Consider the following 23,971-nt stretch of genomic DNA (forward strand, 5'->3'; position numbering starts at 1 on the left):
GGGCGAGGCAGGAAAATAATGCCGGGATAATAACGCTGCGATCACGTTAGCTCTATCAGGGCTCGCCACATGACTCAGCATATGTTTTTCTTCCTGCCCGCGATTTCTGGCGAAACCGCCCCGACCATTTTTTCCGGAGACAAGCCCATGACCAGAACGCTGTCTGTTGCGCTCTCGGGGCAGGATCTGCTCAACCATCCATTCCTCAATAAGGGCCTCGCCTTTTCCAGCGAGGAGCGCGATGCTTTCGAGCTGCATGGCCTCCTGCCCAAAGCCGTCCAGACACTGGACCAGCAGGTTGAGGCAGCGCTGAAATTCCTCGATGCCCTGCCCTCACCTTTTGCACGCCATGTGCATCTGCGTGAATTGCAGGATACGAACGAAACGCTGTTCTACGCGCTGCTGACCCGTAAGATCGATGCGATGCTGCCGCTGGTCTATACTCCCACCGTGGGTGAAGCCTGTCAGCGTTTCTCCGAGATCTGGCGTCGTCCGCGTGGCCTGTTCCTGAGCTACCCCGAGCGCGAGTCGATGGAAGATATCCTCGACAACCCCGCCTATGACGATGTGCGTGTGATTGTCGTCACGGACGGCGAGCGTATCCTCGGGCTCGGTGATCAGGGCGCAGGCGGCATGGGCATCCCTATTGGCAAGCTGTCGCTCTACACCACCTGCGCGGGTATCTCGCCTGACCAGACCCTCCCGATCGTGCTCGATACCGGCACCAATAATCAGGATCTGCTGCAAAACCCGGCCTATATTGGCTGGCGTCACGAGCGCGTACGCGGCGCGGAATATGACGCCTTCATCGAGCGTTTCGTGACCGCCGTGCAGACACGCTGGCCCCATGTGGCCCTGCACTGGGAAGATTTCAGCGGCGCCAATGCGGCCCCCATTCTTGAGCGCTATCGCGACCGGCTTTGCACCTTCAATGATGATATCCAGGGTACGGCGGCCGTCACCACTGCTGCCATTTTGAGCGCCAATGCGGCCCATGACGGCAAGCTCAAAGACGAAACCATCGTCATGCTGGGCGCGGGCTCGGCGGGTGTGGGCATCGCCAAGCTGCTGCTTCAGGTCATGCTCGACGAGGGCGCGAGCGAGGAAGACGCGCTAGCCCGCTTCTACATGCTCGATCAGGACGGGCTGTTGCTGGACGGGCGCGAAGGGCTGACCGATGGTCAGGCGCTTTTTGCCCGCAAGGACTGGAAAGACCACCCCACCGATTTCGAAAGCGTCATGCGCGAATGCAAGGCCAGCATCCTGATTGGCGTGTCCGGCGTGAAGGGGCTGTTTACCGAGACCATCGTGCGCGAGATGAGCAAGACCTGCAAACGCCCTATCATCTTCCCCCTCTCCAACCCGACCTCCCATTCCGAAGCGACCCCTGAGGACATTATGGCCTGGTCGGATGAGCGCGCACTGGTCAGCACGGGCAGCCCCTTCCCGCCGCTCGACCTGCATGGCCGCACCCATCGCGTGGACCAGACCAACAACGCCTATATCTTCCCCGGTCTCGGTCTCTGCCTGCTGGCCACCGGCGCGACCCGCGTGACGGATTCCATGTTCATGGCCGCAGCCCGCGGTCTCGCCTCGCTTTCACCGCTGCGCAGCAACCCCGATGGCAATCTGCTGCCGCCCGTCACGCAGCTGCGCAAGGTGGCTCTGGCCGTGGCCGAAGCCGCCGCCCGTCAGGCGCGTGAAGATGGCGTTTGCCCTTCTTTCAGCGATGACGAATTGCTTGAACGCATCCAGTCTCTGGTCTGGACGCCCGAATATTGTGCTTATGAGAAGATCTGACATGACCGATACACGCATCGAAAGCGACGGCCTCGGCGAAATCGAAATCCAGGCCGACAAGCTCTGGGGCGCGCAAACGCAGCGCTCGCTTCATTATTTCAGCATCGGCCGTGAGCTGATGCCACGCGAGATGATCGAGGCCTATGCCATCGTCAAGCGCGCCTGTGCGAGCGCCAATCAACAGAGCGGCCGTCTGGGCGAGACGCAATACAAGCTGATCACCAGTGTTTGCGATGAAATCCTGGCCGGTCAGCATGCCGACATGTTCCCGCTTCATGTCTGGATGACCGGCTCTGGCACCCAGTTCAACATGAACATCAACGAGGTCATCTCGAACCGCGCTTGCCAGCTTTCCGGCGAAGCTTTGGGCAGCAAGCGCCCGGTTCATCCTAATGACCACGTCAACATGTCGCAATCGTCCAACGACAACTTCCCCACCGCCATGCATGTGGCCGTCGTGCTGGGCAGCCGTCGCAGGCTGATTCCGGCCCTGACCCGTCTGGCAGAATCCATCGAGGCCAAGGCCGAAGAGTGGAAGGACATCGTCAAGATTGGCCGCACCCATATGCAGGATGCCGTGCCGGTCACGCTGGGTCAGGAATTCCACGGCTATGCCGGAATGTTGCGCGAGAACATCATCCGTATTCAGGAAGCCGAGAAGGGTCTTTACCCCCTCGCCCTTGGCGGCACCGCGCTTGGCACCGGTATCAATACCGATGCCCCCTTTGCCGGTCGTGCCTGCGCCGAAATCGCCCGCCTGAGCGACGCCGCCTTCGTCAGCGGCGAAAACAAGTTCGCCCTGCAGGGCGCGCATGATGCGCTCGTGCATTTCTCGGGCGCGCTGCGCACCACGGCAGGCGCGCTTTACAAGATCGCGAACGATATCCGCCTGCTCTCCTGCGGCCCGCGCGCCGGCTTTGCCGAGCTGCATCTGCCCGAAAACGAGCCTGGCTCGTCCATCATGCCCGGCAAGGTCAACCCGACCCAGGCCGAGGCGTTGGCCATGCTGGCCGTGCAGGTGATGGCCAATGACGTGGCGGTAGGCTTCGGCGGCGCCGGTGGGCTGCTGGAAATGAACGTCTACAAGCCGCTCATTATCCAGAACATCATGCAGAGCATCACCCTGCTGCATGACGGCAGCGAGAACTTCCGTACGTTCCTGATTGAAGGCACCAAGCCGAACCTCGCCCGCATCGAGCGCTATGTGGCAGAATCCGTCATGTTGGTGACGGCCCTCGCCCCCACCATCGGCTACGACACGGCCTCAAAAGTCGCGCATCACGCCATGGACCATGATTGCACTCTGAAAGAGGCCGCCTTGGCCCTGAATGCCGTCAGCGAAGCCGATTTCGACCGCCTGGTCGACCCGCGCACCATGCTGGCACCGAATTTGAAGGGGAAGTAAGGGAAAGCGGGACTCTGCCCCGCCCCCCGGAAAGGGGCGGAAGCCCCTTTCATCCCAAGAAATTTAGCAGCGCACTACGTCTGCGTTGAGGGGAGACCCGAATGCCCGACTTGGGGCAACGGGACAAGGAAAGCAGTTATTCGAGCACTGTGCATTGGAGGCGCTCGCACTCATCTAGACTATGCAAGATCTTAGCCTCACAAGGGCGGATAATGCGTCACTTCTTGATATAGCGTTCAAGATCATATGGCGTTAAGCCAGGGTCGTGGGCTTAAATCTTGCCGTCTCGATGGGGCATTTGAGGGACATCCGGCTGGGTTATTAGCCGGCGTTGACTGACGCGGATTACAAGCAGCGTATCGAACTGTTACAGGTCACGAGCCCCTTCCATGGGGAGCATCCTGCTACGCCAAAATGCTCATGCTCGAATTTCCAAAAAAGCTCGAAGGGGTTATTGTCACCCCAGAAGAGAGAAACTAGGGATATTCAAAATGCCAGCATCGCAACAAGTAATACATTACTTGAAAATAGATCACCTCAAGGGTGTGAGAAATCTTCAAGAAATAAGATTCGACGAAAAAAACCTAACTTCTATTGTTGGAGTAAATGGCTCAGGAAAGTCAACCATTCTCCACGCTTTAGCTTGCTGCTATAAACCGGAAAGTGGGAAAACTCGAAAAAATTGGAAGTTTAGCGATTTTTTTACCCCCACTACACACAGTACGTGGAAGGGTAGCAAATTTACCATGGTCCATTCTTATCGAGAAGGCACGCAAGAAATCAGTCATGAAGAGACCACTTACAGAAAAATGACTGATCGATGGTCTCCGAAATATATTCGTAGGCCGGAAAGATTTGTAGATTTTATTGGAATCAAAACATGCGTTCCGCGAATTGAGGAAGAAAGAGCAGCAGGAACAATTAAGTTCAGCACAAAAAAACATGATGATTCAGATCTAATTATAGCCGAAATGAGTAATATATTTAACAAAAATTATGACGAACTAAGCGTTCATGTGACAGCAAATGGAAAAATATTTCCCGGATTATCATTGAAAAGCATAAAATACTCCTCTTTAGCTATGGGTGCTGGAGAGCAAAGAGTTATACAAATATTATCATCAGTATTTACCGCACCAAAATATGGATTGATTTTGATAGATGAAATAGATCTTCTTCTTCACACAGATGCATTGAAAAGGTTACTCAGGTCCATTTCCGGAAGAGCATCATCTAAGAATCTGCAGGTAATTTTCACATCTCACAGAGAGACAATACTTACTGAATCAGACATTGTTAGCATAAAGCATCTTCACACAATCGAAATCAAAGATTCTTCTGTAATTGCGGGCGGAACTACGCACCCATTAGAAGCAAAGACGTTGTGTTTTTCTAATACTACGCCAGATATACTCCATAGACTAACAGGAGATATGACTAGGACGCTAGAAGTATTCGTTGAAGACGATGTTGCTAAGTCTATCGTTGATTGGGAAGCATCTAGATTAAAAATAAAGCGACATGTGAATACGGTTTTCTACGGATCAGCAAGTAACTGTTTTAGCGTTGTAGGGGGGCTTGCGCTAACAAAAAAATATGACCGTGAAAAACAGCTCTACGTTTTGGATGGAGATGTTCTCTCGAAGGAAGACGAAAGAAAAACGCAGTTGGAAAAAGTAGTCAGCGGGACTGAAGAAGGGCGCGAACAATTTAGAGAAAAGTGTGTTGATGGTATAAGACAATTCAACCCTTCTTCTGATTTCGGCTTATCCCCAGAGTCTCAAATACATCATATGATAAGGAGTTTAGACCCGAACGATCTCTCTGGTAGTGAGAGAGAAATTTATGATATCTCTTCTGATATAGAATATGAAAAAGATAAGCATTATCTTATAGGAAAAATAATAAGTACTTTAAATGTTGAAAGATCTGTAGGACTATCTCAGATTATAAATCTAGCTGCCAAGTCAAATTATTGGTACACTTATACACAACAAGTGCGCGACTGGTTAACTCACGCGGCCACCATCGTTTCTCAACCTGATGTATAATAAACTCCGACCTTGGAATTGGAGAGTTCAAGGAACCCTCCTTTCAAGAAGGATATAATTACGACCGATGGCATTGTAAGTATATATGAAATATATTTCTAAATCTCACAAATGTAAAATGTCATTTTCTATATAATTTTATTTTCTTAACCGCTTTGAACTGCAGCATGTATGATACTATACCTTAAAGGTGCTGAGTAGATTATTACGAACTGCTCATTAACGTGGACATATATCATCATGCTCTACGTTTGGAATGACAGCGAAAACAGCCGTTCCACGGCCAACCTCTACAACGTGTTTCCAAAGGGTGCCTGCCCTTTGGTGGGTTTCAGGGCAGCGCCCTGATCCTGCCCTCCCGCATTGCACCCCCTTCCGAGATTGTTATACTGTTCCAAACTCGAAAGGACTTTGCATGTCGCGCAAGACTCTTGTTGCGGCGTTGCTGGCTTCGGCCTGCTTCGCCCTGCCCCTCCTCCCCGCTGCTCACGCAGCTGAGCCCGCAAAGAGCGAGGCGCCGAAGGAGGGATTGGCGGCGCTGCTGCCTGCGGATTCCATCACGAAACATCATCTGACCGCAGGCGGGCAGAGCATTGCCTATACTGCCCATGCGGGCACGGTCACGCTGCGTGACAAGGAGGGCAAGCCCTCCGCCAAGGTCTTTTATGTGGCCTATACGAAAGACGGGGCGAACGCCCAGACGCGCCCGGTGTCGTTCTTCTTCAACGGTGGCCCCGGCGCAGGCACAGCCTATCTGAATCTCGGTGCGGCTGGCCCGCGCGTGCTGCAGTTCCCGGCGGATCATCCGGAAGATGGCGCGCGCGCCCATCTGGCCGACAACCCGGATAGCTGGCTGCCCGCCACCGACATGGTTTTCATCGATGCCGTGGGCACGGGTTATTCGCAGCCGACCGACCCGAAAAAGGCTGCCGAGCAGTTCTATAGCGTCACCAAGGATGGCGAGGCTTTCGCCAAGGCCATTGCGCTCTGGGTGGGTGAAAACGGGCGTCAGGGCTCGCCGCATTATCTGGTGGGTGAGAGCTATGGCGGCATCCGCTCGGCACAGGTGGCCGATGCGTTGCAACAGCAGCAGAACCTCATCGTCAATGGCATCGTGATGATCTCACCCGCCATCCAGATGCAGTTTCTGGACAACACGAACAACCCGATGGCCTCGGCCATGGCGCTGCCCACCTTCATCGCCTCGCATCTGTCGCAAATCGGCAAGCTGACGCCGCAGGCGGTGGATGAGGCCTATCACTATGCGCTCGGCCCGTATCTGACCACCATCGCCAATGCCCCGCCCAAGGGGGATGACGCGAAGAAATTCTATACCGATCTCGCCGCCCGCACCGGCCTGCCGGTGGATGTCATTACCAAGGAAATGGGCGAGCCCAACCCGTTTGCGCATGATGTGCGCAGCCGGGATGGCCGCCTGTACGGCATCTACGACTTCACCCAGTCGATCCCTGACCCGTACGCCGATGGCATCGAGAACGGTCAGAGCCCGGAAATGACGCTCTCCGGTTTCGGTCGTGCCTATGGCAATGCCTATAGCGGCTATCTGGCCAATGAGCTCGGCTACAAGACCGACCTCACCTATGATCTGCTGAGCATGGAAGTGAACGGCGCCTGGAAATTCACCAGTTCCGGCTCACAAATGACCGATCAGGTCGGTATTCTGCGCAAGATGCTGGCGCTCGACCCCAGCCTGCATATCTTCATCGCCAATGGCTATTTCGACATGGCCTGCCCGTTCGGCACCACGCGCTGGACCAAGGACCATATCCCGGTCGGCGCCGATCGTATTGCGCTGCATCTCTATGAAGGCGGGCATATGCTCTACACCCGCCCTGCCAGCCGCGCCGCGCTCACGCGCGACGTTTCGGCATTTTATAACGATACATCCAAGTAAGACGGTCGCGCACGGGGTTTATCGCCCCGTGCCACGGAGAGGGGTAGAATCCCCTTCCTGCCCGTTTCAGAAGAAACCGAGTTTCGTCTCGCTATAGCTGACCAGCAGGTTCTTGGTTTGCTGGTAGTGGTCGAGCAGCATCTTGTGCGTCTCGCGGCCGATACCGGATTTCTTGTAGCCACCGAAGGCCGCATGGGCGGGATAGGCGTGGTAGCAATTCACCCATACGCGCCCGGCCTGTAGCCCACGCCCCATGCGATAGCAGGTGTTCGCATCACGGCTCCATACGCCCGCACCCAGACCGAACTCGGTGTCATTGGCAATGGCCAGGGCCTCTTCCTCGGTCTTGAAGGTCGTCACCGCCAAGACAGGGCCAAAGATTTCTTCCTGGAAAATACGCATCTTGTTATTGCCACGGAACACAGTCGGCTCGATGTAAAAGCCGTCATCCAGCGTTCCGCCAAGTTTTGCCGCCTTGCCACCCGTCAGAAGCTCGGCCCCTTCTTCCTTGCCGATAGCGATATAGGACAGGATCTTGTCCTGCTGCATCTGCGAGTTCTGGGCCCCCATCATGGTAGCGGGATCGAGCGGGTCACCCTGTTTGATGGCCTGCACGCGCGGCAGCACTTTCTCCATGAAGCGCTCATAGATGGATTCATGCACCAGCGCACGGCTCGGGCAGGAGCAGATCTGCCCCTGATTGAGCGCGAACATGGCGAAACCCTCAATGGCCTTGTCGAGATAGGAATCATCACGATCCATCACATCGGCAAAGAAGATATTGGGGGATTTTCCACCCAGTTCGAGCGTTGCAGGAATGAGGTTTTCTGCCGCGGCATGAGCAATGGTCTTGCCCACGCCGGTCGAACCCGTGAAGGCCACTTTGGCGATGCGCTGGCTTTTCGCGAGGTAATCCCCTACATCGCGCCCGCTGCCATTGACGATATTAAGCACGCCCGGCGGAAACAGGTCACCAATGATATCCATCACCACCAGAATACTGGCGGGCGTCGTCTGGGCGGGCTTCATGACCACGCAATTACCGGCGGCAAGCGCAGGCGCCAGCTTCCATGCAGCCATCAGGATCGGGAAATTCCAGGGAATGATCTGCGCGACAACACCCAGCGGCTCATGAAAATGGTAGGCCACAGTGGTGTCATTGATTTCACCCAGACTACCTTCCTGCGCCCGAATGCACCCGGCAAAATAGCGGAAATGGTCAATCGCCAGCGGAATATCAGCGTTGAGCGTCTCACGCACCGGTTTGCCGTTATCCCAGGTTTCGGCACGGGCAATGAGGTCGAGATTGGCCTCCATACGGTCCGCTGCCTTGAGCAGAAGAAGCGCCCGGTCAGCCACCGAGGTCCGGCCCCATGACTCACGCGCCTGCTCGGCGGCATCGAGCGCCATGTCGATATCAGCAGGGGTGGAATGGGGAACCTGGCACAGCACGCGGCCATCGACTGGCGAGTGATTATCGACATACTGGCCAGAAACTGGCTCACGCCACTGTCCGCCGATGAAATTGCCATAGCGTTCGCGAAATGGAGGGGCTGCCTTGTTTCCCGACATTTTATCTACCTTTTCAGTAGGCTGTAGGACGACATCTTTGGGGGATGTCTGAGCCTAACCACCCGAACTCAATATACCCGTTATCAGCAACATAATTACTGTGCCGTTTAACGTTATTCATGAGATAAACATGAAAAAGCCGGTCGGGTTTACTCAAGCTCGCGAGAGGTCACCGCTTCGTGAGAGCGCTGCAAGGGCAGCACTGTCGCCAGAAAGAGGCGACCACGCCCTGTATCCTCACTGCGCTCTCAAAGATCGTCGCGCAGAACAGGCGCAGCGAAACAACGGTTTTCGAGCACAGGCAATATGCGCCTGACCTCCTGCACATGGCTCCGGTCGAGCGTCGCCATGATCAACCCCGGCCGGACGCCCTGCGCGGCCACCACCACCACGCCAAGCGGGTCGATCACCATGCTGTTGCCGATATTCTGCGGACCGCACTCACCCGCCCCCAGCACATAACAGGTGTTCTCAAGCGCTCTGGCCGCCAGCATGATTTCCCAATGCCGCTCCTTGCCGGGCCCGCGCAACCAGGCAGCAGGCACAACAATCGCCTCCGCACCCGAGAGCGCCAGATGACGCGCGATTTCCGGAAAGCGCACATCGTAGCAGGTCATGAACCCGATCCGTACGCCACCGATATCGAGAACAGGTGGCAGATCATGGCCGGGGGCAATCAGGCGTGATTCCTGCATGGCAAAGGCATCGTAGAGATGCAGCTTTCTGTAGCAGGTCAGGATAGCACCATCGGCCATGACAACGAGCGTGTTATGAAACCGCCCTGCCCCATCAGGCACGTTTACGCAAAACGCGACCGTGATATCCTGTGTGACCGCGAGCAACCCGGTGACAAACTGACCATCCAGCTTCTGCGCCGTGCGTAGAATATGGTCCGGGTCCGCCGGATCGCGCGCCAATATCCCCTCCGGCAGCACAAGCAGCTTCGCGCCACCCGCTCGGGCCTGCGCGATCATCCCGCTCGCTATGGCAAGGTTTTCTTCCCATTGGGCCGAAACGATAAACTGTCCAAGCGCGACGCGCATCGCAAGCTCCATTCCGGTGCGTGATCTCGCCACCCTAGACCGGCGAGGCACGCCTTGCCATCACGTCTTCACCATTGTTACGCGATAGAGGCTGCGAGAGCGCCGAAGCGCCCTAGCTGATCCCGGCGGCCTCCAGCGCCTCACCCAGGCGCGCAACGAAGGCGCTGTCCGTAACCCAGCCCGCAAGCTGAGCGGCAACGAGCACGGCTCCCCCGATGGGGGGCAGACCCGGCGCAACAGGTACGCCACATTGCTGCGTGATACGCTCGCGCAGAACAGGGCTGCGCATGGTTCCCCCGGCATAGCTCCATGCCAGATGCGGCGCGTCGAGCCTGTGACGCAGGGCATGAACATGCCGCGCAAGGTGCTCCGCCGCCTGCGCAAACAGGTCATGCGAGACGATACACCCCTGCTCTGCCAGTCGCCCCAGCCCTGCTGTGAGGGCTGCCACGGCCGGTCGGGCCTCGTGCAGCCCTGCATACCATTCCTGAAGAGCGCTCGTGGATCCGGTAGTTTCCTCCGGCCAGCCCTGCATCCTTGCAAAACGCGCCTGAAAGCCGGTCTCGTCAGGGAGGCGCCCATCCAGAACCTGCGCCAGATACGCAAGGGCCAGACGCCCGATCCAGTAGGCACTTCCCTCATCACCGAAGAGACTGCCCCAGCCACCCACACGGGCTGTCCGCCCCTGCTCATCCTGCCCCCAGGCCATCGACCCCGTGCCAGAAAGCAGCAGCACACCCGGCCCGTTCAGAAAGGCGCCCCGACAGGCCATATCGACATCATTATGGATGACATGAGGCGCGGGACAGGCTGCGCCGAGTGTCTGTGTCAGTTCGCGGCTGAGACGCCCGCTCTCGCCAAATCCTGCCATGCCGAAAGCTGCGGCACGAATATAGGGCTGCTGACCCTCCAGTAGCCCTGTAATCACGCTCCGCCACTCTGGCACGTCAAACGGGTTGGACCCACCGGCCTTGCGTATGTCGGCAAGGGAGGCGTCGGGTCTGACGCGCAGAAGGAGTGTTTTCGTGCCGCCGCCATCAATGGCGACAATATCGTTGTTCCGCACGTGTTTCCCGTCTCTAGGCCATTGAAACGCGCCCGGACATTCTCCGGGCAGGGGCGATGAGTCAAGTCGATCCGGTTATTCATCCCCCCGGATCAGAACCCGGTCGAGAGTGAAACCAGAGCCGCGAAGTTGCCACCAACGAGATAGATCGGTGAGCCAGCCTTGGTCTGATTGCCGTAAATCCCTGTGCGGCTCTGGGCGCTGGTGACGAAACTGGCTGGTGCGGAACGATAGATGTTGTTGCCGATATTGACCAGATTGAGCTGGATTTTCGGGCCGTTCAAATGCGCGACATGAGGCAGGCGATAACCAAGCGTGATGTCTGACACGACATAGCCCGGCATGCGCTGGTCATTCATGAACGTGGAATATTGCGAGCTGATATAACGCAGGCTGAAATTCCCGAAAAACTGTCTGTTGTCGTCATAGGCCAGACCAACGGACGCTGTCACATGCGGTGTGGCCACCATCGTCTTGCCCGCCGTTGGCAGATAATCGATGACAGACTGACCCGCTGCGTTGGTCGCCGAGACAGGCAGATTATTATCCGTTGTCGCGTGCAGGTACTGGGCCGAGACATAAGGGCTGAAATGATGCCAGGGCTTGAGCCCCAGCTCACCTTGAATACCGCGGATCGTCTCGCCACCCACATTGATGGGCATGGAAACCAGCGTATTGGTGCCAGGAATATAGGAGGTGGAGCTTACCTGATGATTGGTCAGGTTCATGTTGAACGCCGAAACCTGAAAATGGATCAGCGTGCCGTTATGGCGATAACCGATTTCCTCACCAATACCGTACTCGCCCTTCAGGCTGCCTGGCTGTGATGTGGCCCCAACTGAGTTGGGATCGAAAATCTGGCTATAGGCCTGCACCGAAGCCGGTGCACGGAACGAGGTCGTGCCGTTGATATAGATCTGGTCCTTGGATGTCAGCGCATAGCTAATGGCCACCTGTGGCAGAGGTGCGAAGTAATTGCGCACTGTCTTGTAGGGATCGGCTCCGGGTACATCATTCGTCCCCTGACGTGACACCATGACCGTACGAAAGCCCGCGCTCAGCGTCAGCTTGTCATTGAGCAGTTTGAGCGTGTCAGCAATGAACAGCGCGTTGATCTGCTGCATGAAATTGAGGTTGTAGCCGCTCAGCAGATCACCGCCCGGCACACGGATGCCATACGCTCCATAGGAATTGGCAGCCTTGCCCGAGAAATCCACGGTCGCGAAGGTCGAGTGCTCCTCATGCGTTGCATAGGAATACCAGTAACCGCCAGACAGCGTGTTGTGCCCGGAGGTCCAGTCGAGAGACGTATTGATGGCACCGACTTTCTGGTTCCACGGATCGACCGCAACTGTCGCAATCTTGCCGTTGGTGACGTAAGGCTGGTTCAGATTGCCATAGACCTGCGTCCCGAAAGTACCTCCGGATGCCGGAATATTCTCGCCACCAACAGCGGGGCCGAACTGATGAACATAATAAGGCGTGACACTCAGCTTGAGCCCGCGTGCCAGCGTGAAATGCATGGGCACCACCACATCCTGCGAGTTCAGATTGCTCAACTGAAGCTTGTAGTAGCTGGCATCCCCTGGCGTGTAGTGATCGCTATAGGTCAGCCCCTCGCCCCATTGCTTCCACTGGGCCGCCGTTGGCGACCGGAAAGGCGTCTGCTCCTGTTTGTTGAAGCCGAAAATGGCGCTGATCGAGTTGCCATCCCCCCATTCCTTCACGAACTTCGCATCGACATGGTAGCGCTTCAGCCCGCCGGGACCACGCCAGTTATTGTTCGATTGGTGCGAAAACGATACGAAACCACGAATGCCAGTCTGGCCAATATCACCCGTATCCAGACGGAGGAATTCCTTGTTGGCGCTCTTGTTGCCTCCCATCAGATTGATGAAGCCACCATATTTGTGCGACGGGTTCAGCGCTGTCGCTGAAATCTGCCCACCAACCGCGTTGAATGTCGGCGCATTGAGATCGGGCGAGCCTTGTGAGACCGTCACAGAACCCAGATTTTCCGTATCGACAAGCATCGCCGTGTAAGGCTCGTAATTGATCGGATCAGCCAGCGGTGCACCTTCAAACAGGTAACCGATCTGGCTCTGGTTCATGCCACGCATGGTGATATTGTCACCTGCCGTCGCAAGCGGGCTTTGATTGGCATAGACCACGCCCGGCAGATTAGCGATCATCGACGAGATATTGCCCGTGGGCGCCTGCTTGGCGATGAAGTCGCGCGTCACCCCGCTTTGTGAGCGCGGCGCAGTCTGCTTTGGCATCAACCCGCCGCCCGGGGTGGTATTAGTCGTCCCATCTGCATGACGGCTGGATGATCTGACCGAGATTTCCTCTGCCTGCGGGTTGGGCCCCAGAACAGAACCCTCAGTCGCACTCCCCGCCCGGCGATGCGCAGCGCCTGCCTTATGCGCCGGAGCGGCAACCGGCGCCTTGCCGGACTGTCCGCTTCCATCGGGCGTTTCCGCTGCCTGTACGGCGATTGCGCCAACTACCGAGTTCATTGCGATAGCGTAACAGAAAACAAGGAGATCACGTCTTAGATGGCGCATGGTCCACTCCCGTCTGCGTGGAGGATTCAAAATAAATCGGCCGCGATAGGAAGAACAGTTTGTTGTCCGTCCGGATCGTTCCGCGTTCTTGAAAAACGTTAGACGGCTGATTTTCGCCCTGCAATTGTTTATTGGAAAAACTAAGTGATTTGCCAGTTTTCGGTAAAATCAGCGCCAGAAAACTAGCATTACGTCACGTTTGAGTGTCGATCCCGCGATTTTCACTTAATTTATGTCGATAAACAAAGGGGGAGGTCTTATCAGGAGATGGAATCGGTATCGCCCCGGATGTATCAGGGGCTTCACAACACAGGATCATGACCGTCCATGCGCCTTATTATTATGCCAGAGTCCGGCTCCGCCATGCGACTCGCCGCAGCCGAAATTGCCTCAGTGATGACCTCCTGCGCATCGCCTGTGCTCGGCCTGGCGACCGGACGGACCATGGAAGGCGTCTATGGGGATCTGGTCAGACTACACCAGAAGCAGGGGCTCGATTTTTCAAGCACAACCAGCTTCAATCTTGATGAGTATGTTGGCCTCTCTGCCGATGACCGCAGGTCCTATCATTACTACATGAACGATCTGCTTTTTCGTCACGTCAATATTTCTCCTGCAAACGTACACCTCCCAAACGGGGTCGCCGCTGATCTTGCGCAGGAATGTGCGGATTACGAGCAATCGATACGCGACACGGGCGGGATTGATCTGCAATTACTTGGCATCGGCGATACAGGGCATATCGGCTTCAACGAGCCGCCCTCGCCATTCGACACGCGCACGCGCTGCGTCACGCTCAATGAGCGCACCCGCGAGCAGAACGCCGCCATGTTCGGTGGGGACCCTCAAAAGGTGCCTGATCGGGCCCTGACGATGGGCGTCGGGACCATTCTCGAAGCGAAACATCTTCTGCTTCTTGCGCTTGGTTCTGCCAAGGCAGATATCGTGGCGCGCGCCCTTGAAGGTGATGTCACGCCGCAGGTCAGCGCGTCGGCCATTCGGCTTCATGACCGTTGCACGGTCATTCTGGACGAGGCCAGCGCCTCTGCCCTGACAGAGCAGACGAGACGCAATGCAGACTTCCGGCCGCGCTGAAAATCCCGTGTGCTGCGTCGCATTTTTAATGCCTGTTTTACAGGTAGGCTTCGTGGCGCGGCGTATCTAGGGGCGCTGTCCATTCCATATCAGCGCCCAGGATATTTTCCTGGATGGAAAAGGGGCTCCGGAATAATCATCCGGAGCCCCTTTTTTCAGTCGGCGTTGGCGACCAGCGCCTTTATGCCGGGTACAATGGCAATCAACAGCCCTCCCGGGGGCTGGTTCGTATGGTTCGAGGCTTCGTGGTCAGCACTCGCTGCGTAAGCGGCATCCTGCTCGGCAAGGAGCGCCTGAGCATGCTCATGCCAGGCCTTGTCCTTCCGGCCTGGCTGCATGGCGTCCAGGCCAAGCTGCGACAATGCTGCGATCTGAGCCGAGACGGGCTTGACCTCATCAATGACTGGCTGCGCGGGCAAAGCCTGAAACGCCTTGTCGTTGCCGATATAGCGCAAAAGATGGCCCTGCACCGCAGCGATAACGCTACGATCTCCTGCCTTGTAGCGCGCGGCAAGCGCGTTGAATTCGTTCCCTTCAAAGCTGTCTGGTCCCGCAATTGCCGCAGGGGAACTCAGGATTTCATCACCCTTGTGGCTCGCAAGCCGGTTGATTGCATAATTGCGCACCGGCACGGTAATCGCGACCAGCTGCGTCAATGGCGTGATATTCTGCGGGGTCAGACGGGCAATCATCCGGGCCTGATGATCACTCGCCTGCAAGCCGAATGTCTCGAGCATATTCATGACCAGCGGAAGCTGTTCTGTAAGGGCCTGCGGGTCTCTCACCGACTGATCGGACCAGTAACGCTCGGCAAGGGCGGCGGAGCGCGGCCAAAGACGCGCATCGACCATTTCATCAGATACGACTTCCGTCCAGAGCGGTGCCTCACCACCCAGCACCAGTTTCTTCTGAGCCTCGTCCAACGGCGGCGCATTGGGGTCGAGCGTAAAGGCATCGTCAAGCGGACGAGGTTTCTGCCCCGGCGGATTGGGTGCGAGACCATCGGCACGCGTATCAAACGGGTCGACGGCATAATGTGTGGTCGAGGGATTGAGCAGATCGAGATAATATCCCGATGACACGACCACCGGGTGACCGACACGCGTGGCGGACCCAATCCATTTGGAGCCGCGCCAGGCTTCGACAACGACGTTTTTGGGTATGGGGGCCTCGCTTACCTCATCCCAGCCCATCATGATCTTGCCATCCGCAGCGAGGAGCTTCTCGATCTCTGCGGTAAAGGCCGCCTGCATGGCAGGCGCATCCTTGTAGCCGTGCGCCTGCATATAGGCCGTGATCTGCGGGTTGGTGGTCCACTGGCTCGATACGACCTCATCACCCCCGGTATGAAAATAGCGATCCGGGAAAAGCCGCGCCATTTCGGCAAACAGGATACGGGCGAATTCGAGCACTTTGGGGCTCGTCGGGTCCATTGCCGGCGTATTGAGGTTCGGGTGCTTCGCGCAATGGGTCGTCGTTTCGCCATTACCCGAGGCGACGTCGCAATCCTTCACCCAATCCTTCATCGTCACGACGGGCTGCTGCGCGGCAAGCTTAGGATAGGCTGCCAAAATGGAAAGCGTGTGCCCCGGCACGTCGAATTCCGGCACGATCCGTATGCCTCGGTCGGCGGCATAGGCGATGATCTCGCGTATCTGATCCTGCGTGTAGTAACGGCTATGGCCGCCGAGTTCCTGAAGGCGTGGCAGGCGCTTGCTCTCCACCCGGAAGCCGGTTCCATCGCTCAGATGCCAGTGCATGACATTGAGTTTTGTCAGTTCCATCGCATCCAGCTGGCGTTTGATGGTGTCGGTGGATTGGAAATGACGCGAAACATCGAACATGAGACCGCGCCATTTGAAGCGTGGCGCATCGACAATACGCCCCTGTGCAATCACCGGTGCAGTGCCTCTCGTGTCCAGCATCTGCAGCAGCGTGGCAAAACCATGGATCACACCGGCAGGGCCATCGGCAGTCAGCCTGATACCCGTGGCAGAGATATCCAGCTGATAGGCCTCATGCGCGTCGAGCGTCAGATAGGCAGGGTCTCGCCCGACGTCGATCGTGAGCGTGGGTCCATGACCCGTCACAGGGCGAACGCCAGCCGCTGCAAGACGTGCGCTGAAGCGCGCAGCAGCCCGTTTCAGCAAGGGGGTGGGCGCGTGTGACCAGTGAATATCCGGCAGCGCCGTGAGCGCAAGGCTCTGTGCATCCAGTGCAACGCTGGCAGGCTGGGGCATGAAGACCGGGGTCAGCGGCGCAGCCAAGGCAGGACGGATCGCGGCACAGCCAGCCAGCAATACGCCAAGCGCAACCCCGGAGCGGATTACCCTTTTCGGGAGAAACATCAGGCCCAATCCTTTTTCAGAAGCAGGTCACTCCGGGCATGCCGTGCGTATCGCCTCGTGCAGCCGGAGGATCTCCGCAGAAGATGTCACAGCGTGAGACGCTGCGAATCCGAAATGATCCAGTCGCCCATCCTGCACTGCTGATTTTATCCGACAAGAGGCATGGAACGATTTCACACCGCTTGACGCAATAAGGTCTCCCACATTGTCGGGGCGCACAGCACTGCCAGCCATGATGTCGATACGACCACGCGCATGATCATTCAGCCTGCGCAAACAGGCCGCACCATCAGGCGCACGAATGGCCTGCCCGGATGTCAGTACGCGCTCGAACCCCAGATCCATCGCCATATCGAGTGCCGCAATCGGGTCAGGTGTGAGGTCGAAAACACGATGCAATTGTCTGTGCAGGCTACCACAGGCGAGTGACAGCCGCTCGAGCAGCGCATGATCGAGCGTTCCATCTTCCAGAGAAGCGCCCAACACAACACCATCCATACCCGCCTCCCGTACGAGCGCGATATCGTTCTCCATCTGGGCAATATCTGCGGGAGAAAATATGAAATTGCCCGCTCGCGGCCTGATCATCACAAACATCGGCACGCGGGAGCGCCGCGCCTGCGCCAAAAACCCTCCTGAGGGCGTAAGGCCCCCAAGGTCTAGCGCTGCGCAAAGTTCGATGCGATCGACCTGATCAAGCTGGGCTGCTTCAAGCCCCGCCATATCGTCAATGCAGATCTCCAGACTCGTCGTTCCGGTAAGGGTCCGTAACCGGTCGACCTCATGGAACTTGCCGCGCAGCCTTGGCACGACACCCTGTTCACGCTTCACGTGCCATCTCGCTTCTCCTTCCGGTCGCCTCGCAGCAGACTGACCCGCCCACCCCGCACGCCTAGAACCCGGCAAGGAGACGTGCAGCCCTCGAAAGACCAAGCACAGGGAACTTGCCCGTCGCAACCTGCAACCTTCAGGCGAAGCCGCTCACAAACGCCCCTGAGGCGCAGCGCGATTAAAGATGGGCGTTGCCGAACAGGAAGTGCTGAGCCGCCAGACTGGCTGCACCCGTGGCAAAATCCAGTGGCTGAAGCGGCGCCAGGTGCAGCTCGGTAAGGTAACTGTCACGACACAGAACATGAGCTTCCACTGCCTGACGTAGCGCGCGGGCAAAAACGCTTTCAACCAGATGAGGGTCGAGGCGGACAACGATACGGGCAGGATCGACAAACTGGATCACCTGAGACAGCGCCACGCCCAGCGCCGTACCAGCCCTATGCAATATCGTCAGGGCTTCGGGATGGCCATCCGTCGCCATCTGATCGATACCCTCAATATCATCCGGCAAGCCTACACGGCGCGCTGCTCCCAGAATGGCAGGGAGCGCTGCCAGGGTTTCGAGACACCCCTTGTTCCCGCAGCGGCATGGAAGCGCTTCGCCATCAATGGCAATCGGGGCGTGTGACATCTCACCGGCACCCCCATGCCGCCCCCTATGAAGCCGCCCATTGACGATGTGCGCACCGCCAATGCCCTCGCTGACAAAGACGAGACTGAAATCCTGCAAATCGCCGGAATTACCGAAAAGCTGTTCCGCGACAATGAGAGCATTCGCATCGTTCTCAACGAAGACCGGCAAACCTGTCATGGCGGACAGACGCGAACCAATCTCGGCATCATGCCACCCCAGTGTTTCCGAGGCGAGGCACGTCTGGCTATCGGACGAGACAATCCCCGCAATGACGACGCCGACACCTGCAACCTTGCCGATATCCGGCGGGGCCATGCTGAGTACCGTTCCAGCGGCCTCGGCCATGGCAGCAAGACAGGGCTCGACATCGAATAGAAGTGGAAAAGTCAGCTGGGCATGAATGCGCCCGTGAGGGTCTGTCAGCACCACGTGGGCAGGGTCACTCTGCAGCGATATCCCGATAAAACTCGCCGCATCCTGCCTGAGACCGAGCATGACCGACGGACGACCAAAACCGAAGACCCGTTCTCTCTCATCCAGAATGTTGCGCTCTATTAATTCACGTACCAGAGCGGTCACACTCGCCTTGCTCAGATTGAGGACACGCGCGAGGTCAGTGCGACTTTGCGGCCCGGAACGGCTGAGCACACTCAGGATACGATGATGGCCTGTCGAGAACATCTCTTATTTCATCTGCTAAAGTAATTGTTTGTCTTCTATCTTCCACATCCCAGGACGCCGAAGCATTGCCCCTGAAGAAGGCGTGATACAATCCGAACCGGAAGTCAAATTTGAATCCACCTAAATAGTCATACCTCCGTCCAGAACCATAAGATAAAACCCAACTATAACCCATCACCCTAGGACATACTTATCCTTTGATTCACCGTGATTATACAAGGCATAATTTTTTTTACAGTTATTATTGTTTATATACCGATCGTTTGTTCAAACATTGTTTTATGTAGGGAATTATATCAGGTGAGATTCAAACCTTGTCTGCCGAGCGCCTCCATGCGTACCCGGATATTCCACCTACCCCGACCTTCATGTTGAGACGCGCCGGAGGGCATATCGGTACGATGTGATGGAGCCGCACAGCGTTCAGCCATGCGTCCCACTGCCATTCATCAATATGGTGAGCAAAATCGCGGTAACCAGCCCGAATCGCCCTGTTTCGCCGACCCGATCGCCCATGTCCTCCTGGTTATCGCACGCAGGCAATACAGCTCCCGAGTGAGACCTCGTGACGACGCCTGGATCGCGATACCTTGGACCTGCCTGACGCGTCATCCTCAAGTCTGAATTTCCTCAGCCCCACCGACGCAGAGCCAGCTCCATTCTCCTGCCCGTGGGCGCCCAACAGGAGGGGCGAGAGATTCAGCGCCTTCGCGCACTTCCGATTATTGTGAAACCGAAACTTGCAAATGATGCTGGCTAGATTGGCGCATCTTACCTATAATCCGCATAGTTCATTTTGTAAAATAAATAGTTTCTCGTTCAAGTTGAGGATCTACCGAAAAATGTCCCAACTCACTTCACATGATAACCGGCTGGTTGGCCCTTATGGCTACAGCGCCCTGGCTATCGCTGCGCTGATTTTCTTCGCCATGGGATTCGTCACCTGGCTCAACGGTCCGCTCATCTCGTTTGTACGCGTGGCCTTCTCGCTGAGCGAGTTCAGCAGCTTTTTCATTCCGCTAGCGTTTTATTTTTCCTTTTTCCTGTTCTCCATTCCAACGTCGTTGATCGCCCAGCGCCTCGGCCTCAAGACAGGGCTTACCCTTTCGGTGCTCGTCTCGGCTCTTGGCGTCGCGGTTTTCGGACAATTTGTCGCGTGGCGAATCTATCCGGGTGCTCTGACTGGCCTCTTGATCCTCGGGGCGGGTATTTCGCTCATGCAGGTGGTAATCAACCCGCTGGTCAGCCTGCTAGGGCCTGCCGATCGCGCGGCACAACGCATCTCGATCATGGGAATCTGCAACAAGACCGCAGGGATATTAGCGCCTCTGGTGCTTGGCCTCCTGGTCATGCGCAATATCGGTGCCGTCGCAGAGAAAGCTCAATCTGCTACCGACCCTGCTGTCCGTGAAGCCTTGCTCAACAATTTCGTGCAGGCGCTTTATCTACCCTATCTGGGTATGGCCGGCATTCTGGTGATTATTGCCGCCATCGTGGCTTTCGCCCCCCTCCCCAATCTCGAGGCCCCCCCGATCCAGACAGGCGACGGCGCAAGCCCGAGCTTCTTCAAGCCGCATCTGGTATTCGGTTTCATTGCGATGTTCCTTTATGTCGGCATCGAAGTAATGGCGGGCGATGCGATTGGCACCTATGGGCAAAGCTTTGGCCTGCCTCTGGATGAGACCAAATTCTTCACGGCCCTGACGCTGACGGGGATGCTGGTCGGCTATATCATGGGCTTCATCATCGTACCGCGGTTCATACGGCAGGAAGTCTATGTGCAGCTATCCTGCCTTGCCGGCTGTGTGCTTACCGTTCTGGCGGTACTGACCCAAGGCTATACCTCCGTTTTCTGCGTCGCACTGCTGGGTGTGACCAATGCCATGATCATGCCCACCCTTTTCCCGATTGCCATACGTGGCGCCGGTCATCTCACGGCCATGGCCTCGGCCATCATGGTCATGTCGTATAGCGGCGGTGCGGTCGTGCCCCAGTTCTATGTCTGGCTTAAACCGGTCTTCGGCTTTCAGGGCATGTTCGCCATGATCGTCATTCCGGCCTATCTCATCATTCTCGGATACGCCCGCCGCTATGGCCGCGTCGGGCTCTCACAGGGAGAATAGGATCGTGCTTACCCAGCTTACCGGACAGATCGTCCTGCCAGATCGTATCATGCCCGGTACCATTTCCTTCGATGATGTGATCCGATCCATCGAGCCGGCTACCGGGGCGACCGATCGTTACATCCTGCCCGGCTTCATTGATGGGCACGTACATGGCGGGGGCGGCGCTGACACGATGGATGGCCCCGAGGCCATTAGAACGCTCGCACGATTTCATATGCAGCATGGCACGACCACAATCCTGCCAACCACAATCACCCGTCCCTGGGACGATGTGATGCGCGCACTGCATGATGTGGCCGGCATCATGGAAAATCCCGGTTCCGATGAGCCACGCATCCATGGTGTCCATCTGGAGGGCCCTTTTGTCAGCCCTCACAAGCTCGGGGCTCAGCCGCCTTTCACCATCGCCCCCACCTCCGACAAGCTCGATGATGTGCTGGCAGCCCGATGCGTGCGCGTGGTGACTCTTGCACCCGAGATAGAGCACGCCGATGAGGCCATAGATCGCCTCGCTGCTGCTGGTATCCGTGTCAGTCTCGGCCATACCACGGCAGATTACGAAACGAGCGTGACCGCCCTTTGCCGTATCTGTACGGCAGGCGGGGTCGGCGGCGGGACCCATCTGTTCAATGCCATGTCGCCTGTGGAGGGCCGCAATCCGGGCCCGGTCACCGCCTTGATGTGTCATGACGCCAGCTATGCGGAAATGATTTTCGACACGCATCACGTGCATCCGGCCAATTTCCGGCTTGCCTCACGCGTCATGCGCGATCGTCTGGTTTTCGTGACCGATGCCATGCGTGGCGCGGGTCAGCCTGATGGTCCGAGTTCACTAGGTGGTCAGGATGTGGTCATCAAGGATGGCGTGGTCCGCCTGCCAAACGGTTCGCTGGCCGGCAGCGTGCTGACGCTCGATCAGGCCTTGCGCAACGCCGTGGCTCATGGGGCCTCCCTGCCCGAGGCGAGCGCACTGGTGAGCAGCAACCCGGCGCGTTATCTCGGCCTTCACGACCGTGGCACGCTCGACTGCGAAAAGCTGTCCGATATGGTGGTGATGGATGCCGCGCTTACCGTGCGGGAGATCTGGGTTGGCGGACGCAAAACCTACGAGGCATGAGTGGAGATGGGGACAGGCGTGAGAAATCCCTCAATCCTCTCACGGGTTTGTAACAATATCACACGAAATCTTGTATTTTTTCTTGGTGTTGCGCGAACATGTCTTTCTGTTAATGCCTTGTGCAATCACGCTGCCGCTTGAAGGCAGCGGCCAACTCAGACCAGTCAGAGTGATGAGCAGAACAGAACTGATCCCGCACACCCCTTCCAGCCCATCTGGCGCGTGCCCCTCTGCGGGCCATAAAAGACGTCCCGCAAGGCGATGGCGAGCCTCTCTCGCCCTGTCACTGACGCTCGCCTGCGGTGCGGTCTCGGCCACACAGGTTCACGCTCAGGCGCAGACGGCCAAGACCCTCGAGAGCGACGATTACGTTGCGATGGGTTTTCCCATTGCCGGTCAGGGCGCTGTGCCCATCGGGCCCCTTGTTCCTTCCCTCTATGGTAATCCGCATCTTCTGGGTGACTGGGGCGGGGCGCAAAGCTGGATGCAAAAGCGCGGTATCTTCCTCAACATAGCGCTTAACGAGGAATATATGGGCAATCTCACGGGTGGGCGTACGCGTGATAATGTCTTTGCCGGTCAGGTTGCAGCCGAACTCGACATCGACTGGCAGAAGCTGGCAGGGTTCAAGGGATTCTGGACACATATGCTGGTCGTGAACGGTCATGGCCGCAATTTCAGCTACTCGCTGGGCGATTATGTCTCCAACCCCGAGCAGATCTACGGCGCGCGCGGCAATGTCGTCGCCCATCTTGTCTCGATGTACGCTGACAAGACCTTTTTGCATGACAGAGTCATTCTTTCCGCCGGTGTGATCCCTACCGGGACGTTTTTCGACTTTGATGCACTTGCCTGTAACTTCATGAATGTCAGCGTGTGCGGCAATTTTGCGCCGGGCAAATATGCGCCGGGCGGACGCGACTGGCCCTCTGCCAATATTGGCGCCGTGCTGCGCGTGCGCCCGACGGAGCGCACCTATCTTATGGGCGGGTTGTTTGCCGTCAGCCCGCACGCCTTCAATGGCGGTGTATCAGGATGGGCCCTTGCCCAGGATGGTCTGGGCAAGCTCAGCTCTCAGTTCGAAGCTGGCTGGGATCCCGCTTTCGGCAAGGACAAGCTGCTGGGTCACTACAAGGTCGGGTTTTATTACGACAATTCACGCTACCCGCATCTTTATGAGGATCGTTACGGCGGCTCCTATCAGGCCAGCGGCCTGGGCGCGCGCCAGCAATCGGGTATGTGGTCCAGCTGGTTCATGTTCGACCAGATGCTCATGCGCAGTGGTAAAGGCTTGGCCGATGGTCTGATCGTGATCGGCGGTGTTGGTTACGCCCAGGGCAATGTGGTGGCCATGCGAGACCATGAATGGATTGGCCTCCTTCAAAGCGGCACGCCGTGGCATCGCCCGCTCGACCAGATCGGTGTCATGTTCCAGCATATGAACATGAGCCGCTCGGTGCGCTTGCAGCAGGAATCCTCAGTCGCTCTGGGGCTGCCTTTCGTGTCCAATCAGTGGGGCAACGTTTACGGCGTGCAGAACTGGGAACAGGTCTGGGAAGCTTTCTACAGCGTGCATCTGGCACGGGCTACGGCGCTGCAGTTTGACTTCCAGTATCTTCAGCATCCCGGTGCCACAACCACATTCAACGACGCCGCTGTGATTGGCGGCCAGTTCACCACCAACTTCTGAGCAAGAGGCTGCGCCGGTGCACGCCGGCGC

At 57.1% G+C, this 23,971-nt stretch carries 15 protein-coding genes; 8 read left to right on the plus strand and 7 right to left on the minus strand.

What is annotated here, in order from left to right; genetic code table 11:
• Positions 1-147 precede the first annotated feature (147 nt).
• The 4 genes from P5689_RS04070 to P5689_RS04085 all read left to right on the plus strand — a co-directional run bounded on the left by P5689_RS04070 (position 148) and on the right by P5689_RS04085 (position 7,171).
• Positions 148-1,800: an NAD-dependent malic enzyme gene (locus tag P5689_RS04070; protein ID WP_285532183.1), complete on the plus strand. Its 1,653-nt coding sequence runs from the start codon at positions 148-150 to the stop codon at positions 1,798-1,800.
• Between the two features lies 1 nt (position 1,801).
• A complete protein-coding gene (locus tag P5689_RS04075) occupies positions 1,802-3,205 on the plus strand; it encodes a class II fumarate hydratase (protein ID WP_285532184.1) in 1,404 nt (467 codons plus the stop codon).
• Positions 3,206-3,696: 491 nt separating this feature from the next.
• Positions 3,697-5,256 carry an ATP-dependent endonuclease gene (locus tag P5689_RS04080; protein ID WP_285532186.1) on the plus strand — a complete coding sequence of 520 codons (1,560 nt, stop codon included), beginning with the start codon at positions 3,697-3,699 and terminating at the stop codon, positions 5,254-5,256.
• A gap of 415 nt (positions 5,257-5,671) precedes the next feature.
• Complete coding sequence (locus P5689_RS04085) at positions 5,672-7,171, plus strand: S10 family peptidase (protein ID WP_285532191.1); 1,500 nt, start codon at positions 5,672-5,674, stop codon at positions 7,169-7,171.
• A gap of 66 nt (positions 7,172-7,237) precedes the next feature.
• On the opposite strand, the gene P5689_RS04090 is transcribed toward P5689_RS04085, so the two are convergent.
• From P5689_RS04090 to P5689_RS04105, 4 genes are all read right to left on the minus strand, one after another.
• Positions 7,238-8,743 (minus strand): aldehyde dehydrogenase family protein, encoded by a 1,506-nt coding sequence (locus P5689_RS04090; RefSeq protein ID WP_285532192.1) that lies wholly within the window; start codon positions 8,741-8,743, stop codon positions 7,238-7,240.
• 248 nt (positions 8,744-8,991) lie between these two features.
• A complete protein-coding gene (locus tag P5689_RS04095; RefSeq protein ID WP_285532193.1) occupies positions 8,992-9,786 on the minus strand; it encodes a deaminated glutathione amidase in 795 nt (264 codons plus the stop codon).
• 112 nt (positions 9,787-9,898) lie between these two features.
• Positions 9,899-10,852, minus strand: a complete 954-nt coding sequence (locus tag P5689_RS04100; protein ID WP_285532194.1) for a BadF/BadG/BcrA/BcrD ATPase family protein — start codon at positions 10,850-10,852, stop codon at positions 9,899-9,901.
• A gap of 92 nt (positions 10,853-10,944) precedes the next feature.
• On the minus strand, positions 10,945-13,419 hold the full coding sequence (locus P5689_RS04105; protein WP_285532195.1) for a TonB-dependent receptor domain-containing protein: 2,475 nt from the start codon (positions 13,417-13,419) through the stop codon (positions 10,945-10,947).
• A gap of 327 nt (positions 13,420-13,746) precedes the next feature.
• Between P5689_RS04105 and nagB the strand changes: the two genes are divergently transcribed.
• Positions 13,747-14,514, plus strand: coding sequence for a glucosamine-6-phosphate deaminase (gene nagB, locus P5689_RS04110; RefSeq protein ID WP_285532197.1), 768 nt, complete (start codon positions 13,747-13,749; stop codon positions 14,512-14,514).
• 155 nt (positions 14,515-14,669) lie between these two features.
• Here the strand turns inward: nagB and P5689_RS04115 are convergent, their stop codons facing one another.
• The 3 genes from P5689_RS04115 to P5689_RS04125 all read right to left on the minus strand — a co-directional run bounded on the left by P5689_RS04115 (position 14,670) and on the right by P5689_RS04125 (position 19,008).
• Positions 14,670-16,862: a beta-N-acetylhexosaminidase gene (locus P5689_RS04115; protein WP_285532198.1), complete on the minus strand. Its 2,193-nt coding sequence runs from the start codon at positions 16,860-16,862 to the stop codon at positions 14,670-14,672.
• 27 nt (positions 16,863-16,889) lie between these two features.
• A complete protein-coding gene (locus tag P5689_RS04120; protein WP_285532199.1) occupies positions 16,890-17,693 on the minus strand; it encodes a copper homeostasis protein CutC in 804 nt (267 codons plus the stop codon).
• 178 nt (positions 17,694-17,871) lie between these two features.
• A complete protein-coding gene (locus tag P5689_RS04125) occupies positions 17,872-19,008 on the minus strand; it encodes an ROK family transcriptional regulator (protein ID WP_285532200.1) in 1,137 nt (378 codons plus the stop codon).
• A gap of 842 nt (positions 19,009-19,850) precedes the next feature.
• On the opposite strand from P5689_RS04125, the gene gluP reads away from it, so the two are divergent.
• From gluP to P5689_RS04140, 3 genes are all read left to right on the plus strand, one after another.
• A complete protein-coding gene (gene gluP, locus P5689_RS04130) occupies positions 19,851-21,131 on the plus strand; it encodes a glucose/galactose MFS transporter (RefSeq protein ID WP_023979540.1) in 1,281 nt (426 codons plus the stop codon).
• 49 nt (positions 21,132-21,180) lie between these two features.
• The gene (gene nagA, locus P5689_RS04135; protein WP_285533827.1) at positions 21,181-22,251 is read left to right on the plus strand and encodes an N-acetylglucosamine-6-phosphate deacetylase; all 1,071 of its coding nucleotides are present in this window, start codon (positions 21,181-21,183) and stop codon (positions 22,249-22,251) included.
• Between the two features lie 172 nt (positions 22,252-22,423).
• Positions 22,424-23,941, plus strand: a complete 1,518-nt coding sequence (locus P5689_RS04140; RefSeq protein WP_081866927.1) for a carbohydrate porin — start codon at positions 22,424-22,426, stop codon at positions 23,939-23,941.
• Positions 23,942-23,971 lie beyond the last annotated feature (30 nt).

It is taken from the genome of Asaia sp. HumB, assembly GCF_030263835.1.
GTDB lineage: Bacteria > Pseudomonadota > Alphaproteobacteria > Acetobacterales > Acetobacteraceae > Asaia > Asaia bogorensis.

What these genes read in the sequence shown, in the direction of transcription:
- P5689_RS04070 (WP_285532183.1), top strand. Translation starts at nt 148, where the DNA reads ATGACCAGAACGCTGTCTGTTGCGCTCTCGGGGCAGGATCTGCTCAAC.
- P5689_RS04075 (WP_285532184.1), top strand. Translation starts at nt 1,802, where the DNA reads ATGACCGATACACGCATCGAAAGCGACGGCCTCGGCGAAATCGAAATC.
- P5689_RS04080 (WP_285532186.1), top strand. Translation starts at nt 3,697, where the DNA reads ATGCCAGCATCGCAACAAGTAATACATTACTTGAAAATAGATCACCTC.
- P5689_RS04085 (WP_285532191.1), top strand. Translation starts at nt 5,672, where the DNA reads ATGTCGCGCAAGACTCTTGTTGCGGCGTTGCTGGCTTCGGCCTGCTTC.
- P5689_RS04090 (WP_285532192.1), bottom strand. Translation starts at nt 8,743, where the DNA reads ATGTCGGGAAACAAGGCAGCCCCTCCATTTCGCGAACGCTATGGCAAT.
- P5689_RS04095 (WP_285532193.1), bottom strand. Translation starts at nt 9,786, where the DNA reads ATGCGCGTCGCGCTTGGACAGTTTATCGTTTCGGCCCAATGGGAAGAA.
- P5689_RS04105 (WP_285532195.1), bottom strand. Translation starts at nt 13,419, where the DNA reads ATGCGCCATCTAAGACGTGATCTCCTTGTTTTCTGTTACGCTATCGCA.
- nagB (WP_285532197.1), top strand. Translation starts at nt 13,747, where the DNA reads ATGCGCCTTATTATTATGCCAGAGTCCGGCTCCGCCATGCGACTCGCC.
- P5689_RS04115 (WP_285532198.1), bottom strand. Translation starts at nt 16,862, where the DNA reads ATGTTTCTCCCGAAAAGGGTAATCCGCTCCGGGGTTGCGCTTGGCGTA.
- P5689_RS04125 (WP_285532200.1), bottom strand. Translation starts at nt 19,008, where the DNA reads ATGTTCTCGACAGGCCATCATCGTATCCTGAGTGTGCTCAGCCGTTCC.
- gluP (WP_023979540.1), top strand. Translation starts at nt 19,851, where the DNA reads ATGTCCCAACTCACTTCACATGATAACCGGCTGGTTGGCCCTTATGGC.
- nagA (WP_285533827.1), top strand. Translation starts at nt 21,181, where the DNA reads ATGCCCGGTACCATTTCCTTCGATGATGTGATCCGATCCATCGAGCCG.
- P5689_RS04140 (WP_081866927.1), top strand. Translation starts at nt 22,424, where the DNA reads ATGAGCAGAACAGAACTGATCCCGCACACCCCTTCCAGCCCATCTGGC.